General features: G+C 71.0%; 20 protein-coding genes and 1 riboswitch. Of the genes, 10 read left to right on the top strand and 10 right to left on the bottom strand.

Annotated features, from left to right (window positions below):
• Window positions 1-167 precede the first annotated feature (167 nt).
• The gene (gene erpA / locus AB0P03_RS13165) at window positions 168-521 is read left to right on the top strand and encodes an iron-sulfur cluster insertion protein ErpA (RefSeq protein ID WP_030391519.1); all 354 of its coding nucleotides are present in this window, start codon (window positions 168-170) and stop codon (window positions 519-521) included.
• 94 nt (window positions 522-615) lie between these two features.
• Here the strand turns inward: erpA and AB0P03_RS13160 are convergent, their stop codons facing one another.
• Window positions 616-1,314 carry a hypothetical protein gene (locus tag AB0P03_RS13160; protein ID WP_363583018.1) on the bottom strand — a complete coding sequence of 233 codons (699 nt, stop codon included), beginning with the start codon at window positions 1,312-1,314 and terminating at the stop codon, window positions 616-618.
• Window positions 1,315-1,438: 124 nt separating this feature from the next.
• Window positions 1,439-1,648, bottom strand: a complete 210-nt coding sequence (locus tag AB0P03_RS13155; RefSeq protein ID WP_363628802.1) for a hypothetical protein — start codon at window positions 1,646-1,648, stop codon at window positions 1,439-1,441.
• Between the two features lie 280 nt (window positions 1,649-1,928).
• On the opposite strand from AB0P03_RS13155, the gene AB0P03_RS13150 reads away from it, so the two are divergent.
• Window positions 1,929-2,906, top strand: a complete 978-nt coding sequence (locus AB0P03_RS13150; RefSeq protein WP_363583016.1) for a carbohydrate kinase family protein — start codon at window positions 1,929-1,931, stop codon at window positions 2,904-2,906.
• On the opposite strand, the gene AB0P03_RS13145 is transcribed toward AB0P03_RS13150, so the two are convergent.
• Complete coding sequence (locus tag AB0P03_RS13145; protein ID WP_363583014.1) at window positions 2,899-4,299, bottom strand: aminotransferase class V-fold PLP-dependent enzyme; 1,401 nt, start codon at window positions 4,297-4,299, stop codon at window positions 2,899-2,901. The genes AB0P03_RS13150 and AB0P03_RS13145 overlap by 8 nt on opposite strands.
• Before the next feature lie 368 nt (window positions 4,300-4,667).
• On the opposite strand from AB0P03_RS13145, the gene coxB reads away from it, so the two are divergent.
• The 4 genes from coxB to AB0P03_RS13125 all read left to right on the top strand — a co-directional run bounded on the left by coxB (window position 4,668) and on the right by AB0P03_RS13125 (window position 9,152).
• The gene (gene coxB, locus AB0P03_RS13140; protein ID WP_363583012.1) at window positions 4,668-5,522 is read left to right on the top strand and encodes a cytochrome c oxidase subunit II; all 855 of its coding nucleotides are present in this window, start codon (window positions 4,668-4,670) and stop codon (window positions 5,520-5,522) included.
• Entirely contained in the window at window positions 5,519-7,294 is a 1,776-nt protein-coding gene (gene ctaD / locus AB0P03_RS13135) for a cytochrome c oxidase subunit I (protein ID WP_063347291.1), read from the top strand. The genes coxB and ctaD overlap by 4 nt, the downstream gene beginning before the upstream one ends.
• Window positions 7,294-7,710 carry a cytochrome c oxidase subunit 4 gene (locus tag AB0P03_RS13130; RefSeq protein ID WP_063347290.1) on the top strand — a complete coding sequence of 139 codons (417 nt, stop codon included), beginning with the start codon at window positions 7,294-7,296 and terminating at the stop codon, window positions 7,708-7,710. The genes ctaD and AB0P03_RS13130 overlap by 1 nt, the downstream gene beginning before the upstream one ends.
• 179 nt (window positions 7,711-7,889) lie before the next feature.
• A complete protein-coding gene (locus AB0P03_RS13125) occupies window positions 7,890-9,152 on the top strand; it encodes an Ig-like domain-containing protein (protein WP_363583010.1) in 1,263 nt (420 codons plus the stop codon).
• Window positions 9,153-9,171: 19 nt separating this feature from the next.
• On the opposite strand, the gene AB0P03_RS13120 is transcribed toward AB0P03_RS13125, so the two are convergent.
• The 5 genes from AB0P03_RS13120 to AB0P03_RS13100 all read right to left on the bottom strand — a co-directional run bounded on the left by AB0P03_RS13120 (window position 9,172) and on the right by AB0P03_RS13100 (window position 13,977).
• Entirely contained in the window at window positions 9,172-9,543 is a 372-nt protein-coding gene (locus AB0P03_RS13120) for a GntR family transcriptional regulator (protein ID WP_063347288.1), read from the bottom strand.
• A gap of 106 nt (window positions 9,544-9,649) precedes the next feature.
• On the bottom strand, window positions 9,650-11,302 hold the full coding sequence (locus AB0P03_RS13115) for a ubiquinol-cytochrome c reductase cytochrome b subunit (protein ID WP_363628800.1): 1,653 nt from the start codon (window positions 11,300-11,302) through the stop codon (window positions 9,650-9,652).
• Window positions 11,299-12,351 (bottom strand): Rieske 2Fe-2S domain-containing protein, encoded by a 1,053-nt coding sequence (locus tag AB0P03_RS13110; protein WP_363583006.1) that lies wholly within the window; start codon window positions 12,349-12,351, stop codon window positions 11,299-11,301. Before AB0P03_RS13110 ends, AB0P03_RS13115 begins: the two co-directional genes overlap by 4 nt.
• 8 nt (window positions 12,352-12,359) lie before the next feature.
• Window positions 12,360-13,169, bottom strand: a complete 810-nt coding sequence (locus AB0P03_RS13105; protein WP_063347285.1) for a c-type cytochrome — start codon at window positions 13,167-13,169, stop codon at window positions 12,360-12,362.
• Between the two features lie 187 nt (window positions 13,170-13,356).
• A complete protein-coding gene (locus tag AB0P03_RS13100; protein ID WP_063347284.1) occupies window positions 13,357-13,977 on the bottom strand; it encodes a heme-copper oxidase subunit III in 621 nt (206 codons plus the stop codon).
• A 394-nt stretch (window positions 13,978-14,371) separates the two neighbouring features.
• On the opposite strand from AB0P03_RS13100, the gene AB0P03_RS13095 reads away from it, so the two are divergent.
• From AB0P03_RS13095 to AB0P03_RS13085, 3 genes are all read left to right on the top strand, one after another.
• Window positions 14,372-14,797 (top strand): hypothetical protein, encoded by a 426-nt coding sequence (locus AB0P03_RS13095; protein ID WP_350886353.1) that lies wholly within the window; start codon window positions 14,372-14,374, stop codon window positions 14,795-14,797.
• Between the two features lie 120 nt (window positions 14,798-14,917).
• Window positions 14,918-15,994 (top strand): anthranilate phosphoribosyltransferase, encoded by a 1,077-nt coding sequence (gene trpD / locus AB0P03_RS13090; RefSeq protein ID WP_363583004.1) that lies wholly within the window; start codon window positions 14,918-14,920, stop codon window positions 15,992-15,994.
• A gap of 107 nt (window positions 15,995-16,101) precedes the next feature.
• A riboswitch (SAM riboswitch) is annotated at window positions 16,102-16,219 on the top strand.
• Window positions 16,220-16,272: 53 nt separating this feature from the next.
• Window positions 16,273-17,652: an aminotransferase class V-fold PLP-dependent enzyme gene (locus AB0P03_RS13085; protein ID WP_363583002.1), complete on the top strand. Its 1,380-nt coding sequence runs from the start codon at window positions 16,273-16,275 to the stop codon at window positions 17,650-17,652.
• 27 nt (window positions 17,653-17,679) lie between these two features.
• On the opposite strand, the gene AB0P03_RS13080 is transcribed toward AB0P03_RS13085, so the two are convergent.
• Complete coding sequence (locus AB0P03_RS13080) at window positions 17,680-17,961, bottom strand: Lrp/AsnC ligand binding domain-containing protein (RefSeq protein WP_063347281.1); 282 nt, start codon at window positions 17,959-17,961, stop codon at window positions 17,680-17,682.
• Between the two features lie 41 nt (window positions 17,962-18,002).
• Window positions 18,003-18,785, bottom strand: a complete 783-nt coding sequence (locus AB0P03_RS13075; protein ID WP_363618850.1) for a rhomboid family intramembrane serine protease — start codon at window positions 18,783-18,785, stop codon at window positions 18,003-18,005.
• Between the two features lie 201 nt (window positions 18,786-18,986).
• Between AB0P03_RS13075 and AB0P03_RS13070 the strand changes: the two genes are divergently transcribed.
• On the top strand, window positions 18,987-19,250 hold the full coding sequence (locus AB0P03_RS13070) for a hypothetical protein (protein WP_363582998.1): 264 nt from the start codon (window positions 18,987-18,989) through the stop codon (window positions 19,248-19,250).
• The last annotated feature ends 131 nt before the right edge of the window (window positions 19,251-19,381 follow it).

The following is a 19,381-nucleotide window of genomic DNA, read 5'->3' as shown; positions in this document are numbered from 1 at the left end:
CGGGTTGTGCGAGCATGGGGAGCGTAGGGGACGCGGGTGGCACACCCGGCCCACGGAAATTCCGCCACCAGCAAGCCGACGAAGACAATCGCCGTTCGGGAAATGAATCCGGACGGCCGTTGGTTGGCACTGGGGGCAAACCGTCGTCAAAGACCGGGAGAAAGCAGATGACCGTCCAGGACGAGACCACCGTCGAGAGTGGCATCCTCCTTACCGATGCCGCCGCGGCCAAGGTCAAGGGCCTGCTGGAGCAGGAGGGCCGCGACGACCTCGCACTTCGCGTCGCCGTCCAGCCCGGTGGCTGCTCCGGCCTGCGTTACCAGCTGTTCTTCGACGAGCGCTCGCTCGACGGCGACGTGCTCAAGGACTTCGACGGTGTCAAGGTCGTCACCGACCGGATGAGCGCCCCGTACCTGGGCGGCGCCACCGTCGACTTCGTCGACACCATCGAGAAGCAGGGCTTCACGATCGACAACCCGAACGCCACCGGCTCCTGCGCCTGCGGCGACTCGTTCAGCTAGGCAGCACCGCTCGACGCTCGTTCGAGCCGCAGTACGGAGGCGGCCCCGGGGATCATCCCCGGGGCCGCCTCCGCGTTCCGCACCGTTGTCGCGGCTACTGGCCGGCGACGTCCGGAGTGACCGGGTCCGGGCCCATGTGCGGATCGGCCTCCAGCGGCACGTTCTGGCCGCTCGACTGGTCGGTCACCGTCCGCCCGGCCAGCGGCGAGCGCAGATCGGCGGACACCGACTGCCGCTTGGCCAGCGCGTTGCAGACCTGCCCGGGCTGCACCGGCGCCGCCACCACGATCCTGACGTCCACCCGTCCGGGGTGCGACTCGTCCGCCTTCAGCGCGTACTTCTGGCAGACCCCGCCGAAGAAGTAGACGGTCAGCCCGTTGCTGCCGTCCACCCGGTAGGAGACCGCCGGGCGCGCCCCGGACCCGGCCGGGTCGGGCTCGCCCACCGCGATCCCGGGGCCCGGGGGAGTGCCCCCGGAACCGGCCGTCGACGGCTGCCCCGGGGCGGGCGAGGCCGCGGTGGGGGCCCACTTGGTCGGCGGCGTCTGGCCGGGCTGGTCCGACGTGGCCGACGGGCTCGCCGTCGGAGCCGGCGCGGACGGGGCGCCGGAGGACGCCGGGGCCTCCGGGGAGGCGCTCGCGCCCGCCGAGGTCGTGGCCGCACCGCCCGCCGCCGAGTCCGACGAGGTCTTGCCGTCCCCGTTGCACCCGGCCACCGTCACCACCGCCGCCAGCGCCAGGCCCGCCAGGGCCACCGCCCGCCGACCGCGCCGGGGCATCGTCTCCAGGTCCATCTGCACATCCTCCCGAGGGCTCAGCGGTGCCGCCCGCTCGGCCGCTCCGCGCGGATGTGACGTGACCCGGTCGGATCCGGTTCCACTTCGGTTCCACCCGCCCCGGGCCGGGGCGGGCGCCGGGTCACATGCCGTACTCGGCCATCCCGGCGACCAGCCGCTGCGCGTCGGACGGCACCCGGAACCCCTCCCGGGCGGGCGCGGCCGGCTCGGGACCGGTCGCCAGCAGCGGCCAGAACCGGCGCAGCCGCCGGGACGAACTCACCAGCGCGTCGAGGCTCTCGCCGTCGGCTTCGGCCCGGAGGGCGGGCAGCGGGGCGTGGCTGGGCATCATCGGGCATCGCTCCGATCCATGGCCGTGGCCGCACTGCCACGGTCGACGACGGGGCCCGCCCGGCTCGGCGGGGCCCCTGCTGCCGACCCTAGGCCGGGGTTCGGCCCACCCACCAGTGCTACCCGGAGGTAGTACACGTTCGACGGTGACGGGTGCCACGATGGCACTGCGGGCCGGCGGATTGCGGCGGTCTTGCTGCCGCCCGCCCCGAGCCCGGTACCGTGTGTGGGTTCACCCGTGCTTGCCCGTTGGCCCCGCAGCCATCCTGAGGAGACCTCCCGTGCGTATCGCCGTCGCCGGCTCGATCGCCACCGACCATCTGATGACGTTCCCCGGTCGGTTCGCCGACCAGCTCGTCGCCGAGCAGCTGCACACCGTGTCGCTGTCCTTCCTGGTCGACACCCTGGACATCCGCCGCGGCGGAGTCGCGCCGAACATCGCGTTCGGCATGGGCGTGCTCGGGCTGCGCCCGATCCTGGTCGGCGCGGCCGGCGCGGACTTCGCCGAGTACCGCAGCTGGCTGGAGCGCAACAACGTGGACTGCAACTCCGTCCACATCTCCGAGACCCGGCACACCGCCCGCTTCATGTGCACCACGGACGAGGACCACAACCAGATCGCCTCGTTCTACACCGGCGCCATGGCGGAGGCCCGCAACATCGAGCTCAAGCCGATCGCCGACCGCGTCGGCGGCCTCGACCTCGTCCTGATCGGCGCCGACGACCCGCAGGGCATGGTCCGCCACACCCAGGAGTGCCGCACCCGCGGCTTCGCCTTCGCCGCCGACCCCTCCCAGCAGCTGGCCCGCCTGGAGGGCGACGACATCCGCGACATCGTCGACGGCGCCGCGTACCTCTTCACCAACGAGTACGAGGCCGCGCTGATCGAGAGCAAGACCGGCTGGGACGCCGAGGAGATCCTCACCCGGGTCGGCACCCGGATCACCACCCTGGGCAGCAAGGGCGTGCGGATCGAGCGCAAGGGCGAGGCGGCGATCCTGGTCGGCTGCGCCGCCGAGGAGGCGAAGGTCGACCCGACCGGCGTCGGCGACGCCTTCCGGGCCGGCTTCCTGACCGGCCTGTCCTGGCAGCTCGACCTGGAGCGCGCCGCCCAGCTCGGCTGCATGCTCGCCACCCTGGTGATCGAGACCGTCGGCACCCAGGAGTACGAGCTGCGCCCGACCGCCTTCCTGAAGCGCTTCGAGGGCGCCTACGGCGCCGAGGCCGCCGCGGACATCCGCGCGCACCTGGTCAAGTAGTCCGCCGGACGACGAGGTAGGCCGAGCCCCGGTCGCCGCCGTAGTCGGCGGCCGGGGCCTCGCCCGCGTACTCCTGGCCGCGCATCCCGCACCAGGCCGGGATGTCCAGCCGGGCCGCCTCGTCGTCCGCGAGCACGGCGACCGTGCCGCCCTCCGGCACCTCGCCGATCCGCTTCGCCAGCTCGATGACCGGCAGCGGGCAGCGCTTGCCCAGCGCGTCGATCACCAGCAGGGGCCCGGCCGCCGGCTCCGGCTCCGGGGCCGACAGGTCCAGCCCGAACGGCGCCCGGACGCCCGCCACCAGCTCCGGCAGCACGGTGAGGAAGCGTTCGACGTCGGCCTCGGCCGTCCCGGGCGGCAGCGAGACCCGGACGTTCCCCTCGGTGAGCACCCCCATCGCGGCCAGCACATGGCTCGGCGTCAGGGTGGAGGAGGTGCAGGAGGAGCCGGAGGAGACCGCGAAGCCCGCCCGGTCCAGTTCGGTGAGCAGCACCTCGCCGTCCACGTACAGGCAGGAGAAGGTGACGATGTGCGGCAGCCGCCGCACCGGGTCGCCGACCACCTCCACCTCGGGCACCAGCTGCGGCACCCGGGCCCGGATGCGTTCCACCAGCGCGTGGAGCCGGGCGTTCTCCCGCGCGGCCTCGGCCCGGACGGCCCGCAGCGAGGCGGCCGCGGCGACGATCGCCGGGACGTTGACGTAGCCGGGCACCCGCCCGCCCTCGCGTTCGTCGGCCGGCAGCGGCGAGGCGTACCGGACGCCCTTGCGCACCGCCAGCACCCCGACGCCGGGCGGCCCGCCCCACTTGTGCGCGCTGGCGGTCAGCAGCGACCAGCCGGCCGGGACGTCCACCCGCCCGACGCTCTGCGCGGCGTCGACCAGCAGCGGGACACCGGCCTCGCGGCAGTGTCCGGCGACCTCGCCGACCGGCTGGACCGTCCCCACCTCGTGGTTGGCGCTCTGCAGGACGGCCAGCGCGGTGTCCGCGCGCAGCAGCGCGGCGAACACGTCCGGGTCGACCCGGCCGGCGCGGTCCACCGGCGCCACCGAGACGGTGCCGCCGCCCGCCTCCTGACGTTCGGCGACGTGCAGCACGCTGGAGTGCTCGACCGCCGAGTGCACCAGGTGGCCGCCGCGCCGCCGGTGGCCGGCCAGCGCGCCCAGCATGCCCAGGTGCACCGCCTGCGTCCCGCTCGCGGTGAAGGCGATCTCGTCCGCCCGGGCTCCCAGGGCCTCGGCCACCGTCTCGCGGGCGGCGTCCAGCAGCATCCGGGCCTGCCGGCCGGAGCGGTACAGCCGGGCCGGATCGGCCCAGCCCTCGTCCAGGGCGGCGGTCAGCGCCTGTCGTGCGACGGGGTGCAGAGGGGCCGTCGAGGCCGCATCGAAGTACACGGTCACATTTAACGACACACCCGGAGGCTTTCCGGTCCGACGACGTCGCTTACCGGCCGTCAGTCGATCACCCCGAATGTCCGCTTCGTCCGCGTCCGACGGACCGTCACCCGCGTGGTTCGAGGTCATCCCCCGATCGGGCGTAAGGACCTCGAATGCCTACGATGACCTGCGGCGCAGCCCCTGCCGGGCCTGATCGGGCGACCGGGCGGCGCGTTACCGGGGGCTGCCCGTCAGGAGCGCATAAGGCTGGAGTAGGGTTTGGCCCGCATAAGCATTCAAACCGTGCCCGTGGACGGGTCGCCGGGGAGGCTCACAATCCTCCGCGGGGCGACGCGAAGGCGGGCGAGACTTCGGGAAGGCGCTACGTGAGTCCCAACGGCTCCGACCGCTCGCCGCGGCGCACGATGCGGCGGAAGCTGCCTCAGGCGCTGGCACTGGGCCTCGTCATCGCGACCGCCACCGGCTGCTCGGCCAACGACCTCCCCAGGCTTGGCCTCCCGAGCCCCGTCACCAAGGAAGGGCCGATGGTCCTCCAGATGTGGCAGGGCTCCTGGATCGCGGCTCTGGTGGTCGGCGTACTGATGTGGGGTCTGATCATCTGGAGCGTGATCTTCCACCGGCGCAGCCGCACCGGCGTGGAGGTCCCCCCGCAGACCCGGTACAACGTGCCCATCGAGGCGCTCTACACCGCGGTCCCCATCATCATCGTGTCGGTGCTCTTCTACTTCGTCGCCCGCGACGAGTCGAAGCTGATCGCCGTCTCCGAGAAGCCGCAGCACACGGTCAACGTGGTCGGCTTCCAGTGGAGCTGGGCGTTCAACTACGAGAACACCGAGAACCCCGACCCGGCCAACAAGGACGCCGCGTACGACGTCGGTACGCCCAAGGAGGTTCCGACCCTCTGGCTGCCGGTCGACGAGTCGGTGCAGTTCCGGCTGACCTCGCGTGACGTCATCCACGACTTCTGGCCCGTCAACTTCATGATGAAGATGGACGTCGTGCCGGGCGTGGTGAACCGGTTCGAGGTCACCCCCACCGTCAAGGGCGAGTACATGGGCAAGTGCGCGGAGCTCTGCGGCACCGACCACTCGCGCATGCTGTTCAACGTCAAGGTCGTCGACCGCGCCGACTACGACAAGCACCTGGCGGACCTCCGGGCCAAGGGCCAGACCGGCGCGTTGCCCTCCGGCATCACGACCATGGGAAGTGAAGAGAAGTGACCATCCTCAACGAGCCCGCCGCGGCCGGCGGGGGCGCCGGGGCCGTCACGGTCGGGGCGCAGCGGACCCGCAAGCCGGGTTCGACCATCATCAAGTGGCTGACCACCACCGACCACAAGACGATCGGCACCCTGTACCTGGGCACGTCGTTCGCCTTCTTCCTGATCGGCGGCATCCTCGCGCTGGTCATGCGCGCCGAGCTGGCTCGTCCCGGGACCCAGATCCTGTCGAACGAGCAGTTCAACCAGGCGTTCACGATGCACGGCACGATCATGCTGCTGATGTTCGCGACGCCGCTGTTCGCCGGCTTCGCGAACTGGATCATGCCGCTCCAGATCGGCGCCCCGGACGTGGCGTTCCCGCGTCTGAACATGTTCGCGTACTGGCTGTACCTCTTCGGTTCGACCATCGCGGTGGCGGGCTTCCTGACCCCGAACGGCGCGGCCAACTTCGGCTGGTTCGCCTACTCCCCGCTGTCGGACGCGGTCCGTTCGCCGGGCGTCGGCGCCGACATGTGGATCATGGGTCTGGCCTTCTCCGGCTTCGGCACGATCCTCGGTGCGGTCAACTTCATCACCACGATCATCTGCATGCGCGCCCCCGGCATGACGATGTTCCGGATGTCGATCTTCGTCTGGAACGTCCTGCTGACCGCCGTGCTGGTCCTGCTGGCCTTCCCGGTCCTGGCCGCCGCGCTGTTCGCCCTGGAGGCGGACCGAAAATTCGGGGCCCACGTATTCGATCCCGCCAACGGCGGGGCGATGCTGTGGCAACACCTGTTCTGGTTCTTCGGCCACCCCGAGGTGTACATCATCGCGCTGCCGTTCTTCGGCATCGTGTCGGAGATCATCCCGGTCTTCAGCCGCAAGCCGATGTTCGGCTACTCCGGCCTGATCGCGGCCACCATCGCGATCGCCGGTCTGTCGGTGACGGTGTGGGCGCACCACATGTACGTCACCGGGCAGGTGCTGCTGCCGTTCTTCTCCTTCATGACCTTCCTGATCGCGGTCCCGACCGGTGTGAAGTTCTTCAACTGGGTCGGCACCATGTGGAAGGGCTCGCTGAGCTTCGAGACGCCGATGCTCTGGACGGTCGGCTTCCTGGTCACCTTCCTCTTCGGTGGTCTGACCGGTGTGCTGCTGGCCTCCCCGCCGATCGACTTCCACGTCTCGGACTCGTACTTCGTCGTCGCCCACTTCCACTACGTGGTCTTCGGCACCGTCGTCTTCGCGATGTTCGCCGGCTTCCACTTCTGGTGGCCGAAGATGACCGGCAAGATGCTGGACGAGCGCCTCGGCAAGATCACCTTCTGGACGCTGTTCTTCGGCTTCCACACCACCTTCCTGGTCCAGCACTGGCTCGGCGCGGAGGGCATGCCCCGCCGCTACGCCGACTACCTGGCCTCGGACGGCTTCACCACGCTGAACACCGTCTCGACCATCGGGTCGTTCGTGCTCGGCGCCTCGATGCTGCCGTTCCTCTACAACGTGTGGAAGACGGCCAAGTACGGCGAGAAGGTCGAGGTCGACGACCCGTGGGGTTACGGCCGTTCGCTGGAGTGGGCGACCTCCTGCCCGCCGCCGCGGCACAACTTCCTCACCCTGCCCCGGATCCGCTCCGAATCCCCGGCCTTCGACCTCCACCACCCGGAGATCGCCGCGCTGGACTACCTGGAGAACCACGGTGAGCCGGCCAAGCACCTCGCCGGCGTGACCCCGGCGAAGTACGACGCCCCGAAGCTGGACAAGGGCAAGAAGGAGGGCGACGTCTGATGAAGGAACAGGGAAAGATCTTCCTCGGCCTGGCCGTCTTCGTCCTCGCGATGGCCGTCACCTACGGCCTGTGGACCAACCACTCGGAGCACGGGATCGAGGCGGCCGGCACCACGGCGCTGTTCCTCGCCTTCGCGCTCTGCGCCTTCATCGGGTACTACCTCGCCTTCACCGCCCGCCGGGTGGACAGCGGCGCGGGGGACAACCCCGAGGCCGAGGTGGCGGACGACGCCGGCGAGCTGGGCTTCTTCGCCCCGCACAGCTGGCAGCCGCTCTCCCTGGCGATCGGCGGTTCGCTGGCGTTCCTCGGAGTGATCTTCGGCTGGTGGCTGCTGTTCTGGTCGATCCCGATCATCCTGATCGGCCTCTTCGGCTGGGTCTTCGAGTTCTACCGGGGCGAGAACCAGAACCAGTAGGTTCCCGGGTTCCGCCGACGACGACAGGGCCGGTCCTCCCGCACGGGGAGGACCGGCCCCGTTGCGTCTCCAGGGTGACGAAACCACTCACCCGGGTGAACGCGGGGTCGCTCCGATGTCGCTTCGGCCAGCCTCGTTCCTACGATCTGAGCAATCGTGCGGACCCTCGGAGGCGTTTCATGGCCGACAGGCGCGGAATCGCAGGTATCGGCGGCATCTCGCTGACCCTCGCAGTACTGGCCCCGCTGGCCGCCTGCTCGTCCGGCGGCGGCGAGGCGGTCGGCCCCCACCGGATCGACGCGGCCGCGTTCGTCCACCTCTCGGCCGAGGGCGGGGGCAAGGTCGACCCCTCCAAGCCGCTCACGGTGACGTCCGTGCCCGGCAGCCGGCTCACCGACGTCACCGTGACCGGCCCGGACGGCCGGGTGGTGGCCGGTCAGCTCGCCGAGGACCAGCACAGCTGGCAGACCACCGGCCGGCTGAAGGCCGACACCGACTACTCGGTGCGGATCGCCGCCGACGACGGCAAGGGCGGCCGCGGCGACACCACGGCGGACTTCAGCACCCTCGCCGCCCAACGCCTGCTCACCGCCAAGCTGGGCCCGGACTCCTCCGGCAGCGGCATCTACGGCGTCGGCCAGCCGCTCACCGTGCAGCTCTCCGAGGCGGTGCAGGACCCGCAGGCCCGCCAGGAGGTCGAGCGCGTCCTGACCGTCAGCTCCCAGCCCGCCGTCACCGGCGCCTGGTACTGGGTGGGCGACAAGGAACTGCACTTCCGCCCGCAGGAGTACTGGCCGGCCGGCACCACCGTCTCGCTGGCCTTCGACGGCACCGGCGTCCGGATCGAGGACGGCCTCTACGGCGGCGACCGCAGCACGCTGGGCCTGCGGATCGGCGCACGGGTCGAGACGGTGGTCGACGCGGCCGCCCACGTGCTCACCCTCAGCCGTGACGGCGAGCTGGTGCGGAGCATCCCGGTGACCACCGGCAAGCCCGGCTTCGACACCCGCAACGGCGTCAAGGTGGTGCTCGGCCAGGAGCGGTCCGTCCGGATGAACGGCGAGACGATCGGGATAAAGGCCGGGAGCTCGGAGTTCTACGACCTCAACGTGGAGTGGGCCACCCGCGTCACCTGGAGCGGCGAGTACGTCCACGCGGCGCCCTGGTCGGTCCGCTCGCAGGGCCTGGAGAACGTCAGCCACGGCTGTACCGGCATGAGCACCGAGAACGCCAAGTGGTTCTTCCAGAACACCAGGGTGGGGGACCTGGTGACGGTGGTGAACAGCCGCGGCGCCACCATGGAGCCGTTCGGCAACGGCTTCGGGGACTGGAACATCTCCTGGACGGACTGGGTCAAGCACAGCGCCCTCGGAGAGCCCGTCAGCACCACCGCGCCGGCCTCCCAGGCCCACGCCTCGGGGATGATCCGCCCGGAGGCCTGAGGGCCCCTGGAGCGCCTTCTCAGGCCTCCTGGTAGGCCAGCCGCAGGGCGGCGTCCACCGCGGCCAGCGCATCCGCCCGCGGGAGCCCGAGCCGGGTCGCCCGCTCGGCGTACTCGGCGGCGGCCGCGGCGGCCAGCCGGTGCGCGGTGTCGCCGGTGGCCGCGATCAGCGTGCCGCGCCGGCCATGGGTCTCCACCACGCCGTCCGCCTCCAGTTCCCGGTACGCCCGGGCGACCGTCCCGGCGGCCAGCCCCAGTTCCTCGGCCAGGGCCCGGACGGTGGGCAGCCGCAGCCCGGTCGGCAGTTCGCCGGAACGGGCCCGCTCGGCGATCTGGGCCCGGATCTGCTCGTACGGGGGAGTGGCGGCGGCGGGGTCGACGGACAGCTGCACGGGAGCTCCTGGAGGGTGCGGACGGGGGACGGGAAAGCCCGAGGGCCGCTGACCAGAAGAACTCTGGTCAGCGGCCCTCGGGTGTGACGCTGCGGGGCGTACGGGATCAGTGGTGGCCGTGGCCGCTGGTGATCTCGTGGTGCTCCTCGGAGGTCGGCTTGGGGATCTGGGCGCCGCCGCCGTAGAAGCCGCGGGACAGCTTGGCCCGGGTGCGGCCGAGCAGGCCGGCCTTGCTGGCCACGCCGTTCTCGTCCGTCTGGGCCGGCAGCTCGACCGGCTGGACCTGCTCGTGCGCGGTGAGCTTGTACAGGTCCTTCTGCGGCAGCTGGGCGTGCACCTCGACGAACTCGCCGTGCGGCAGGCGCTTGATGACGCCCGTCTCGCGGCCGTGCAGCACCTTCTCCTTGTCCCGGCGCTGGAGGCCGAGGCACCAGCGCTTGGTGACGATGAAGGTGATGACCGGCACCGCGAAGAAGCCGACGCGGACGAAGTAGGTGATCGAGTTGATCGACAGGTGCAGGTGGGTGGCGAACAGGTCGTTGCCACCACCGACCAGCAGCACCAGGTAGAGGCTGATCCAGGCGGCGCCGAGCGCGGTGCGGACGGGCGCGTTGCGCGGGCGGTCCAGGATGTGGTGCTCGCGCTTGTCGCCGGTGATCCAGCCCTCGATGAACGGGTAGACCGCGATCGAGACCAGGACCAGCGGGAAGATCATCAGCGGGATGAAGACACCCAGGTTCAGGGTGTGGCCCCACAGGCCGACCTCCCAGCCCGGCATGACGCGGATCAGGCCTTCGGAGAAGCCCATGTACCAGTCGGGCTGGGCGTCCGTGGACACCTGGTCCGGGCGGTACGGGCCGTACGCCCAGATCGGGTTGATCGTGGCGATCGCCGAGATGGCGGCGATCAGACCGAACACCAGGAAGAAGAAGCCACCGGCCTTGGCCATGTAGACCGGCATCAGCGGCATGCCGACGACGTTCTTCTCGGTCTTGCCCGGGCCCGCCCACTGGGTGTGCTTGTGGTAGAAGACCAGGATCAGGTGCGCCACCAGCAGGCCGAGCATGATGCCCGGGATCAGCAGCACGTGGATCGTGAAGAAGCGCGGCACGATGTCGTGGCCGGGGAACTCGCCCCCGAACAGGAACATCTGGATGTAGGTGCCGACCAGCGGGACGGCGAGGATCGCGCCTTCCATGAACCGGATACCGGTACCCGACAGCAGGTCGTCCGGCAGCGAGTAGCCGAAGAAGCCGTCGAACATGCCCAGGATCAGCAGCAGGAAGCCGAAGACCCAGTTGATCTCACGCGGCTTGCGGAACGCGCCGGTGAAGAACACGCGCATCATGTGCACGAGCATCGCGGCCACGAAGACCAGGGCGGCCCAGTGGTGGATCTGCCGGATCAGCAGACCGCCGCGGACCTCGAAGCTGATGTCCACCGTCGAGGCGTACGCCTCGGACATCCCGATGCCCTTGAGCGGCACGTACGAGCCGTTGTAGACGACCTCGGCCATCGACGGCTTGAAGAACAGCGTCAGGTAGACACCGGTCAGGATGATGATGACGAACGTGTAGAGGCAGATCTCGCCCAGCATGAAGGACCAGTGGTCCGGGAAGATCTTGCGCAGGTTGGCCTTGGCGAGGGAGTAGATCCCCACCCGGCCGTCCGTCCAGTCAGCAGCGGCCTCCCACTTGTTGGCGGGCTTGGCGCGCGTGCTGGCGGGCTTGGCGGCACCGGTGGTGCTGCTCGTACTCATCGAGCACGCTCCCAGTAGCTCGGGCCGACGGGCTCGTCGAAGTCGCCGGTGGCGACCAGGTAGCCCTTCTCGTCAGTGATGATCTTCAGCTGCGGCAGCGGGTGGCCGGCCGGGCCGAAGATCACGCGCGCGCCGTCCGCCAGGTCGAAGGTCGACTGGTGGCAGGGGCAGAGCGCGTGGTGGGTCTGCTGCTCGTACAGGCTGATCGGGCAGCCGACGTGGGTGCAGATCTTGGAGTAGGCGAGGATGCCCTCGAAGGCCTTCTCCCGCGACCGGTCGTCCTTGATGTCGTCCGGCGCGATGCGCACCAGCATCAGGGCGTCCTTGGCGATCGCCTGCTGGAAGTCCTCGTCGTGGACGTGCAGACCCTCGGGCATGGCGAAGGTCAGCGAGCCGATGACGATGTCCTCGGCCTTCATCGGCAGGTTGGTGCTCATGTTGATGAGCTGCAGGGGCTTGGCCGGGGTCGCCTCGTTCCAGCCCGTCTCCTTCAGCTTCTTCTCGGGCAGCGGCCCGAGGTCGCGGAGCAGGACCACGCCGGAGAGCGGGACCAGCGCCATGGAGCCGATGAGGGTGTTGCGGATCATCTTGCGGCGGCCGAAGCCGGACTCGGCGGCACCGGTCTTGAACTGCTCGATGACGTCCGCGCGGACCTCGTCGTCAGCCTCGATCGGGTGGCGCTCGGCCGGCAGCTCGACGTCCGACATCAGCGTGCGGGCCCAGTGGACCGCACCCGCGCCGATCATGAACAGCGCGACGCCCAGGGTCAGGCCGAGCGCGAAGTTCAGCGCGCTGACGTGACCGAGCGGGAAGATGTAGACGATCTTGTCCGGGTCGATGGCCACGTACGAGGCGATGAAGCCGATGGTGGCGAGCATCGAGACCACGAACATCAGCGAGACCTGACGCTCGGCCCGCTGGGCGGCCCGCTCGTCGATGTCGGTGCGGCGGGGCTCGTGGGCCGGAAGGCCCGGGTCGGCGAACGGGTCGCCGTGCGCGGCGACGTCACCGGCGGAGCCGTGTGACTCCGGAAGCTTCTCTTCTGACATGTCGTGGCTCATGACTTCTTGGCCTTGGTGGTGTGGGCGGCGACCCAGATCGCGACCGCGATGAGCGTGCCGAGACCGAAGATCCAGCCGAACAGACCCTCGGTCACCGGACCGAGGCTGCCGAGCGTGAGACCACCGGGGTTGGGCTCATCGGAGGTGGTGTGGCGGACGAAGGCCACGATCTGCTTCTTCTGCTCCTCGGGCATGGTGGTGTCCGGGAACGACGGCATGTTCTGCGGGCCGGTCTGCATGGCCTCGTAGATGTGCTTGGCGTCCACGCCCTCCAGCGACGGGGCGTACTTGCCCTTGGTCAGGGCACCGCCCTGGCCGGCGAAGTTGTGGCACTGGGCGCAGTTGGTGCGGAACAGCTCGCCACCCTTGGAGATGTCGTCCGGGTTGGTCGAGGTGTACTGCTCCGGGGTCGGCGTCACCGGGCCGGGGCCGAGCGAGGCGACGAAGGCGGCGAGCTGGTCGATCTCCGCCTGCGAGTAGATGTTCTTCTTGCGCGGCACCTGGGCGCCGGGCTGCTGGGCCGGCATGCGGCCGGTACCGACCTGGAAGTCGACAGAGGCGGAGCCGACGCCGACCAGGCTCGGACCGTCGCTGCTGCCCTGGCCGTTCAGGCCGTGGCACGAGGAGCAGCCCACGGCGAAGAGCTTCTTGCCCTCATCGATCGCGAGCGACTGCGCGGCGACGTCGGCCTGCGCCTTGTCGGCGGGCGCGAACGCGGCGTACAGCCCCCCGGTTGCCGCCAGGGCGAGAAGTAGGACGACCAGCGCCGCCAATGGGTGGCGCCGTCGTGCGGAGAGCTTTTTCACGGAATAACCCCGGTGTCAGGATCTGGTCGACTGGTGGGTGCACCCGGCGGCCGGTCTGGCCGGCACGAGGCTGCCTGTCTAGGGCTGCGCGCGCGGTCGGTCGGTGGGAGCGTCGCCACCGGCAGAATCGGCCCGACGCCGGTGAGGGCGGGGACCGAAGCCGGTGGCCAGCGACCTGATCAGCTGGTTACTTGATCAGGTAGATGGTCGCGAACAGGCCGATCCACACGACGTCGACGAAGTGCCAGTAGTACGACACGACGATCGCGGCGGTGGCCTGCTCGTGCGTGAAGCGCTTGGCTGCGTACGTCCGTCCCAGGACCAGCAGGAAGGCGATCAGACCACCCGTCACGTGCAGACCGTGGAAGCCGGTGGTCAGGTAGAACACCGTGCCGTACGGGTCGGAGGACAGCGAGAGGCCGTCCTTCTTGACCAGCTCGGTGTACTCGAAGATCTGGCCGCCGATGAAGATCGCGCCCATCACGAAGGTGATGACGAACCACGAGCGGAGCTTCTTCACGTCCCCGCGCTCGGCAGCGAACACGCCGAGCTGGCAGGTCAGCGAGGAGAGCACCAGGATCGTGGTGTTGACCGAGGAGAAGGGCACGTTGAGGGCGTGCGCCTTCTCGGTCCAGAACTCGGCTCCCTTGACGGAGCGGAGCGTGAAGTACATCGCGAAGAGGGCCGCGAAGAACATCAACTCGGAACTGAGCCAGACGATCGTTCCGACGCTGACCATGTTCGGCCGGTTGACCGATCCGTGCGCGTGCCCGGTTTCTACTGCTGTTGCTGTCGCCACGACGGACATTATGTCGGTCCCTTATTCCGTCTTCACGCCGGGGGGTGTCCCTCGGAGTGTCCGGTGCGTGCGGTATGCCCCCCTGGAGGGCGGTGGGGGGCCCCAATGGCGGCTGAGCAGCGGCGTGTCCCTTTTCTGACGGTTCCTCGAAGGGGCCCGCGACCCCGTTGCCCAGCGCGTCGTTGCACGCTTGGCGGAGCCTCCGGGGGTAATGCGCGGGCCCCTTATCGGCCGTACGGGTGGTCTGGACGGGTCCGGGTGACGGGCCGTCCTCCGGGCGGGTGAGTCGCGGGCGCGGCGGCTGAGGAGGAAGGTCCGCGAGGGGGACTCGGCGACGGGTGATCGGGAGTAGCATCCGGATCAGGCGAACGTGGTCCGGATCACACTTGAGGGAGCAGGGCCCATGGCGTACACGACCGACGAGACGCTCACCGTCCTCGTCTACAGCGATGACCGCAACACCCGCGAGCAGGTGCTGACGGCACTCGGCCGCCGGCCCGTCGAGGACCTTCCGGAACTGTCCTACCTGGAGTGCGCGACCACCCCCGCGGTGCTGAAGGCACTGGAGAAGGGCGGCGTGGACCTCTGCATCCTGGACGGCGAGGCGGTGCCGGCCGGCGGGCTCGGGCTCGGCCGCCAGCTCAAGGACGAGATCTACGGCTGCCCGCCGGTGCTGGTGCTGATCGGCCGGCCGCAGGACTCCTGGCTGGCCGCCTGGAGCCGGGCCGACGCCGCGATCTCGCGCCCGGTGGACCCGGTGGCGCTGGCCGAGGCGGTCGCCACCCTGCTGCGGGCGCGGCTGGCCAAGCGGGCGCCCGTCAGCCGCTGAGCGGTGCCGTCTCAGGACTAGAGAAGACGCCGCCGCGGGAACCCCGCCGGTCGATAGGCTGACTCCATCCGTACGGACGTCCCCCCGACGCGGGGAACCCGACAACAGCTGGAGTCAGCCATGGTGAACGTGAACCCTGCGAACGGTGGTACCGCACCCGCGCAGGTGGTCCGCACCTGGCCGGACGTCCTGGCGGCGCTGTTGAAGGGGGAGGACCTCGACCGCTCGGCCACCGCGTGGGCGATGGACCGGATCATGAGCGGCGAGGCGTCCCCCGTCCAGGTGGCCGGGTTCATGGTGGCGCTGCGGGCCAAGGGTGAGACGGTCGACGAGATCACCGGCCTGGTGGACGCGATGTACGCGCACGCCGAGCCGCTGGACATCCCCGGCCCGGCCGTGGACATCGTCGGCACCGGAGGCGACCGGGCCAAGACCGTCAACATCTCCACCATGTCGGCGATCGTCGCGGCCGCGGCCGGCGCCAAGGTGGTCAAGCACGGCAACCGGGCCTCCTCCTCGGCCAGCGGCTCCTCGGACGTGCTGGAGAAGCTCGGCGTCCGCCTCGACCTGTCGGCCCGGCGGGTCGCCGAGATCGCCGAGGAGGTCGGGCTGACCTTCTGTTTCGCGGCCAAGTTCCACCCGTCGATGCGGCACGCCGCCACCGCCCGGCGCGACCTCGGGGTGCCGACCGCGTTCAACATCCTCGGCCCGCTGACCAACCCGGCCAAGGTCACCTCGCACGCGATCGGCTGCTTCGACACCCGGCTCGCCGGACTGATCGCCGGCGTGCTCGCCCGGCGCGGCTCGACCGGCCTGGTCTTCCGGGGCGACGACGGCCTGGACGAGCTGACCATCACCACCACCTCGCAGGTGTGGATCGTGCGGGACGGGACCGTCACCGAGACCGCCTTCGACCCGCGGGACGTCGGCGTCGAGCTGGTCGGCATCGAGGCGCTGCGCGGGGCGGACCCCTCGTACAACGCCGAGGTCGCGCGGCGGCTGCTGGCCGGCGAGCGCGGGGCGGTGAGGGACGCCGTCCTGATGAACACGGCGGCGGCGCTGGTCGCGCTCGACCTGGGTGAGGCGCCGCTCACCGAACAGCTCGCGGCGGGCATGGCGCGGGCCGAGCGGGCCATCGACTCGGGCGCGGCGCAGGAGCTGCTGCGGCGTTGGTCGGAGGCCACCAGCCGGGTGTGAGGCGGTACTTGGGAGCCCGTGCCGGAACGCCGGCGCGGGCTCCTCGGCTGTCCGGATGGTGGATGCCTGTTTGACCACTCGCTGGGCGCGACCTAGAGTCTTGGCCAGGTCATGAGTGACAGCGTCAAGCCCCAGCTTGCTGTCCGGCAACCCTCCGTCCGTGGCGGGGTGCCCTGGGTGAGGACCGGGTCGCTCGGCGAATCGTCCGTGCGGCAAGCGCGGACGCCCGACGACTTAGCACTCCCGGGGTCCCACACCCCCAGAAGGAGTGCATCCTCATGTCGATCGCCACCGAAATCTGCGCCCCCCTCGCCGTCCTCGGCCACGACGTCCAGGTCCCGCTCGCCAGCGGCGAGAAGGTCGGGTACGCGGCCCTCGACTACGCGGCCAGCTCCCCGGCGCTCCAGCGGGTCTGGGACGACGTCTCCGCCTACGCCCCCTACTACGGCAGCGTGCACCGCGGCGCGGGGTACCTCTCCCAGCTGTCCACCGACCTGTTCGAGCAGAGCCGCCGCACCGTCGCCGAGTTCCTCGACCTGCGCGAGGGCGACCAGGTGGTCTTCACCCGGGCCACCACCGACTCGCTGAACCTGCTCGCCTCGGCCGTCCCGGCCGGGACCCGGGTGTTCGCCTTCGAGACCGAGCACCACGCCTCGCTGCTGCCCTGGGCGCACGCCGGGCTCGACGTCCACTACCTGCGCGCGCCGCGCTCGCACGCCGAGGCGGTCGCCGCCCTGGACGCCGCGCTCGCCGAGGCGCCCGAGGGCCCCAAGCTGCTCTGCGTCACCGGAGCCTCCAACGTGACCGGCGAGCTGTGGCCGGTCGCCGAGCTGACCGGGACCGCGCACCGGCACGGCGCCCGGGTGGTGCTGGACGCCGCCCAGCTGGCCCCGCACCACCGGGTCTCGGTGCGCGAGCTGGACGTCGACTGGATCGCCTTCTCCGGCCACAAGATCTACGCGCCCTTCGGCGCCGGCGTGCTGGCCGGCCGGGCGGACTGGCTGGACGCGGCCGACCCGTACCTGGCCGGCGGCGGGGCGACCCGGACGGTGGCCCGGGGGACCGACGGCTCGGTGGCCGTCCAGTGGCACTCCGGTCCGGCCCGGCACGAGGCCGGCTCGCCGAACGTCATCGGCGCCTACGCGATCGCCTCGGCCTGCCGGGCGCTGAGCGAGGCGGGCTTCGACGTGCTGGAGGCCCGGGAGCGGCAGCTGATCGCCCGGCTGACCGCCGGGCTGGCGGAGATCCCGCAGGTCAAGGTGCTGACCCTGTTCGGCGCCGAGGCGGCCCGGGTGGGCGTGCTGTCCTTCGTCGTCCAGGGCTGGAACAGCTCGCACTTCTCGGCCGCGCTGTCCGCCGAGTACGGCATCGGGGTCCGCGACGGCCTGTTCTGCGCGCACCCGCTGCTGCGCACCCTGCTCGGGGACGAAGAGGTCTCCCCCTCCGAGTGCGGGGCGCCCGAGCCGTCGCTGCCCGGCGAGCGCAGCCTGAACGCGATCCGGGTGAGCTTCGGGGCCGGGACCCCGGACGAGCACGTCGACCGCTTCCTGACCGCCGTGCGCGAGCTGGTCACGGACGGTGCCGCGTGGAACTACCGCAACGAGGGCGGGCGCTGCGTCGCCACCGTGCAGGTCGACCGGGGGCGTCAGCAGGGCTGAGGGGCCCGGTCGGCGGGGCCGAGGGGCCTACTCGTCCAGGCCGAGGGCGAAGGCGGCCTCGAGGTCGTGCTGGGAGTAGGTGCGGAAGGCGATCTGGGTCTCGGTGTGGGCCACGCCCGGGACCTTGTTCAGCCGGCCCGGGATGACCGCGGCCAGATCGTCGTGCCGGCGCACCCGGACCATCGCCACCAGGTCGTAGCCACCGGTCACCGAGTACACCTCGCTGACGCCCTCGATGGCCGCGATGGCTTCGGCGATCTCCGGGATGCGGTCGACACTGGTCTTGATCAGGACGATGGCGGTGATCACTGTTCGGGCTCCTTTGTGGGGTGCCGCCAGCGTATCGGGCGTCAGCCGGGTCGTCTCGGGGGGTGGCTGACCGCCGTGCAGGCGTAGAGGAAGCCCGCCGAGAAGCCGATCACGTGAACCAGATAGGCCACCCCGGGCCCGGCCGAGTGGACCGACCACCACTGCAGGGCGAACCAGAGGCCGAGCACCAGCCAGGCCGGGAAGCGCAGCGGCAGGAACAGCAGCAGCGGGACGAGCGTCGTCACCCGGGCGCGCGGATGGAAGCGCAGGTAGGCGCCGAGGACGGCGGAGATCGCGCCGGAGGCGCCGATCAGCACCCGGGTGGAGCCCGGGGAGTGCGCCTCGGCGAGGGCGAAGCCGTACGTGGCCAGGCTGCCGGCGGCCAGGTAGAAGACGGCGAACCGGGCCCGGCCCAGCCGCCGTTCGACGGTGGGGCCGAAGACGTGGAGGAAGAGCAGGTTGCCCAGCAGGTGCAGCCAGCCGGCGTGCACGAAGAGCCCGGTGAGGACGGACAGCGCCGGGTGCTTGCCCGGGGTGGGCGCGGCCGGGCAGCCCGGGGCCGGGTCGGGGGCCTGGGCCAGCTGCTCGGCGGTCAGCGGGCGGCCGGCCAGCACCTCGGCGGGGATGACGCCCCAGCGCTGCTCGTACCGCTGCTCCGCGCAGAGCCGGGACTGGCCGGTGCCGTACAGCGGGTTGAGCCCGGCGGCCGGGCCCAGCAGGAACACCAGGGTGTTGACCGCGATCAGGGCGTAGGTGACCGCCGGGGCGGGCACGGACGGGTGCTCGCCCCGCGCGTCGGTGTGCCCGGGGGCCGTCAGTGCCATGCGGCCAAGCATCCCTCCGTGTCGGGCGTGTGACACGGCCTTGTACGGCAGGTGGACTAGCCCGCTCGTTCTCCTGACTGGTGGCCGGGATGGTTGCCTCAGGCAATAGGCTTGGGGCGGGCAATCCCGCCTCCCGCCGCCGACGCCGGGGCTCCGGGGGGAGCGCCTAGCCCACCCAGGGACCACCCGAGAGGACCCCCGATGACCGTCCCCGCCCTGACCGCCGAGACGCGCTGGCGCTGCACCCTGTGCGGAAACCTCACCCGCTTCGACGTGACCCGCACCGCGCGGGTCACCGAGTTCCTGCACTTCGACCTGGCCGGCGAGTCCAAGGTCGAGGAGACCGAGGTGCTGAGCGAGACGATCGAGTCGGTGCGCTGCCGCTGGTGCAACGCCGTGGACCAGGTCGAGCTGGTGGCCCGTCCGGGCGCCGAGAACGCGGAGGCCTCCGCCGACCAGGGCTGACGCCCGACGGCGCGGGGGCGGGTGCGCGGCGCGCCTGCCCGCCGCGCTGGGACAATACAGACAGGACGCACGGAGCGTGACGACAGGGCGGCGGCCGCGGGCCGTGACCCCGTAGGACCAGGATCGGAGCC

The organism is Kitasatospora sp. NPDC088779 (assembly GCF_040685395.1).
GTDB lineage: Bacteria > Actinomycetota > Actinomycetes > Streptomycetales > Streptomycetaceae > Kitasatospora.
Note: the sequence above shows the minus strand (reverse complement) of the source record. Positions and strands in the feature narration are given on the sequence as shown.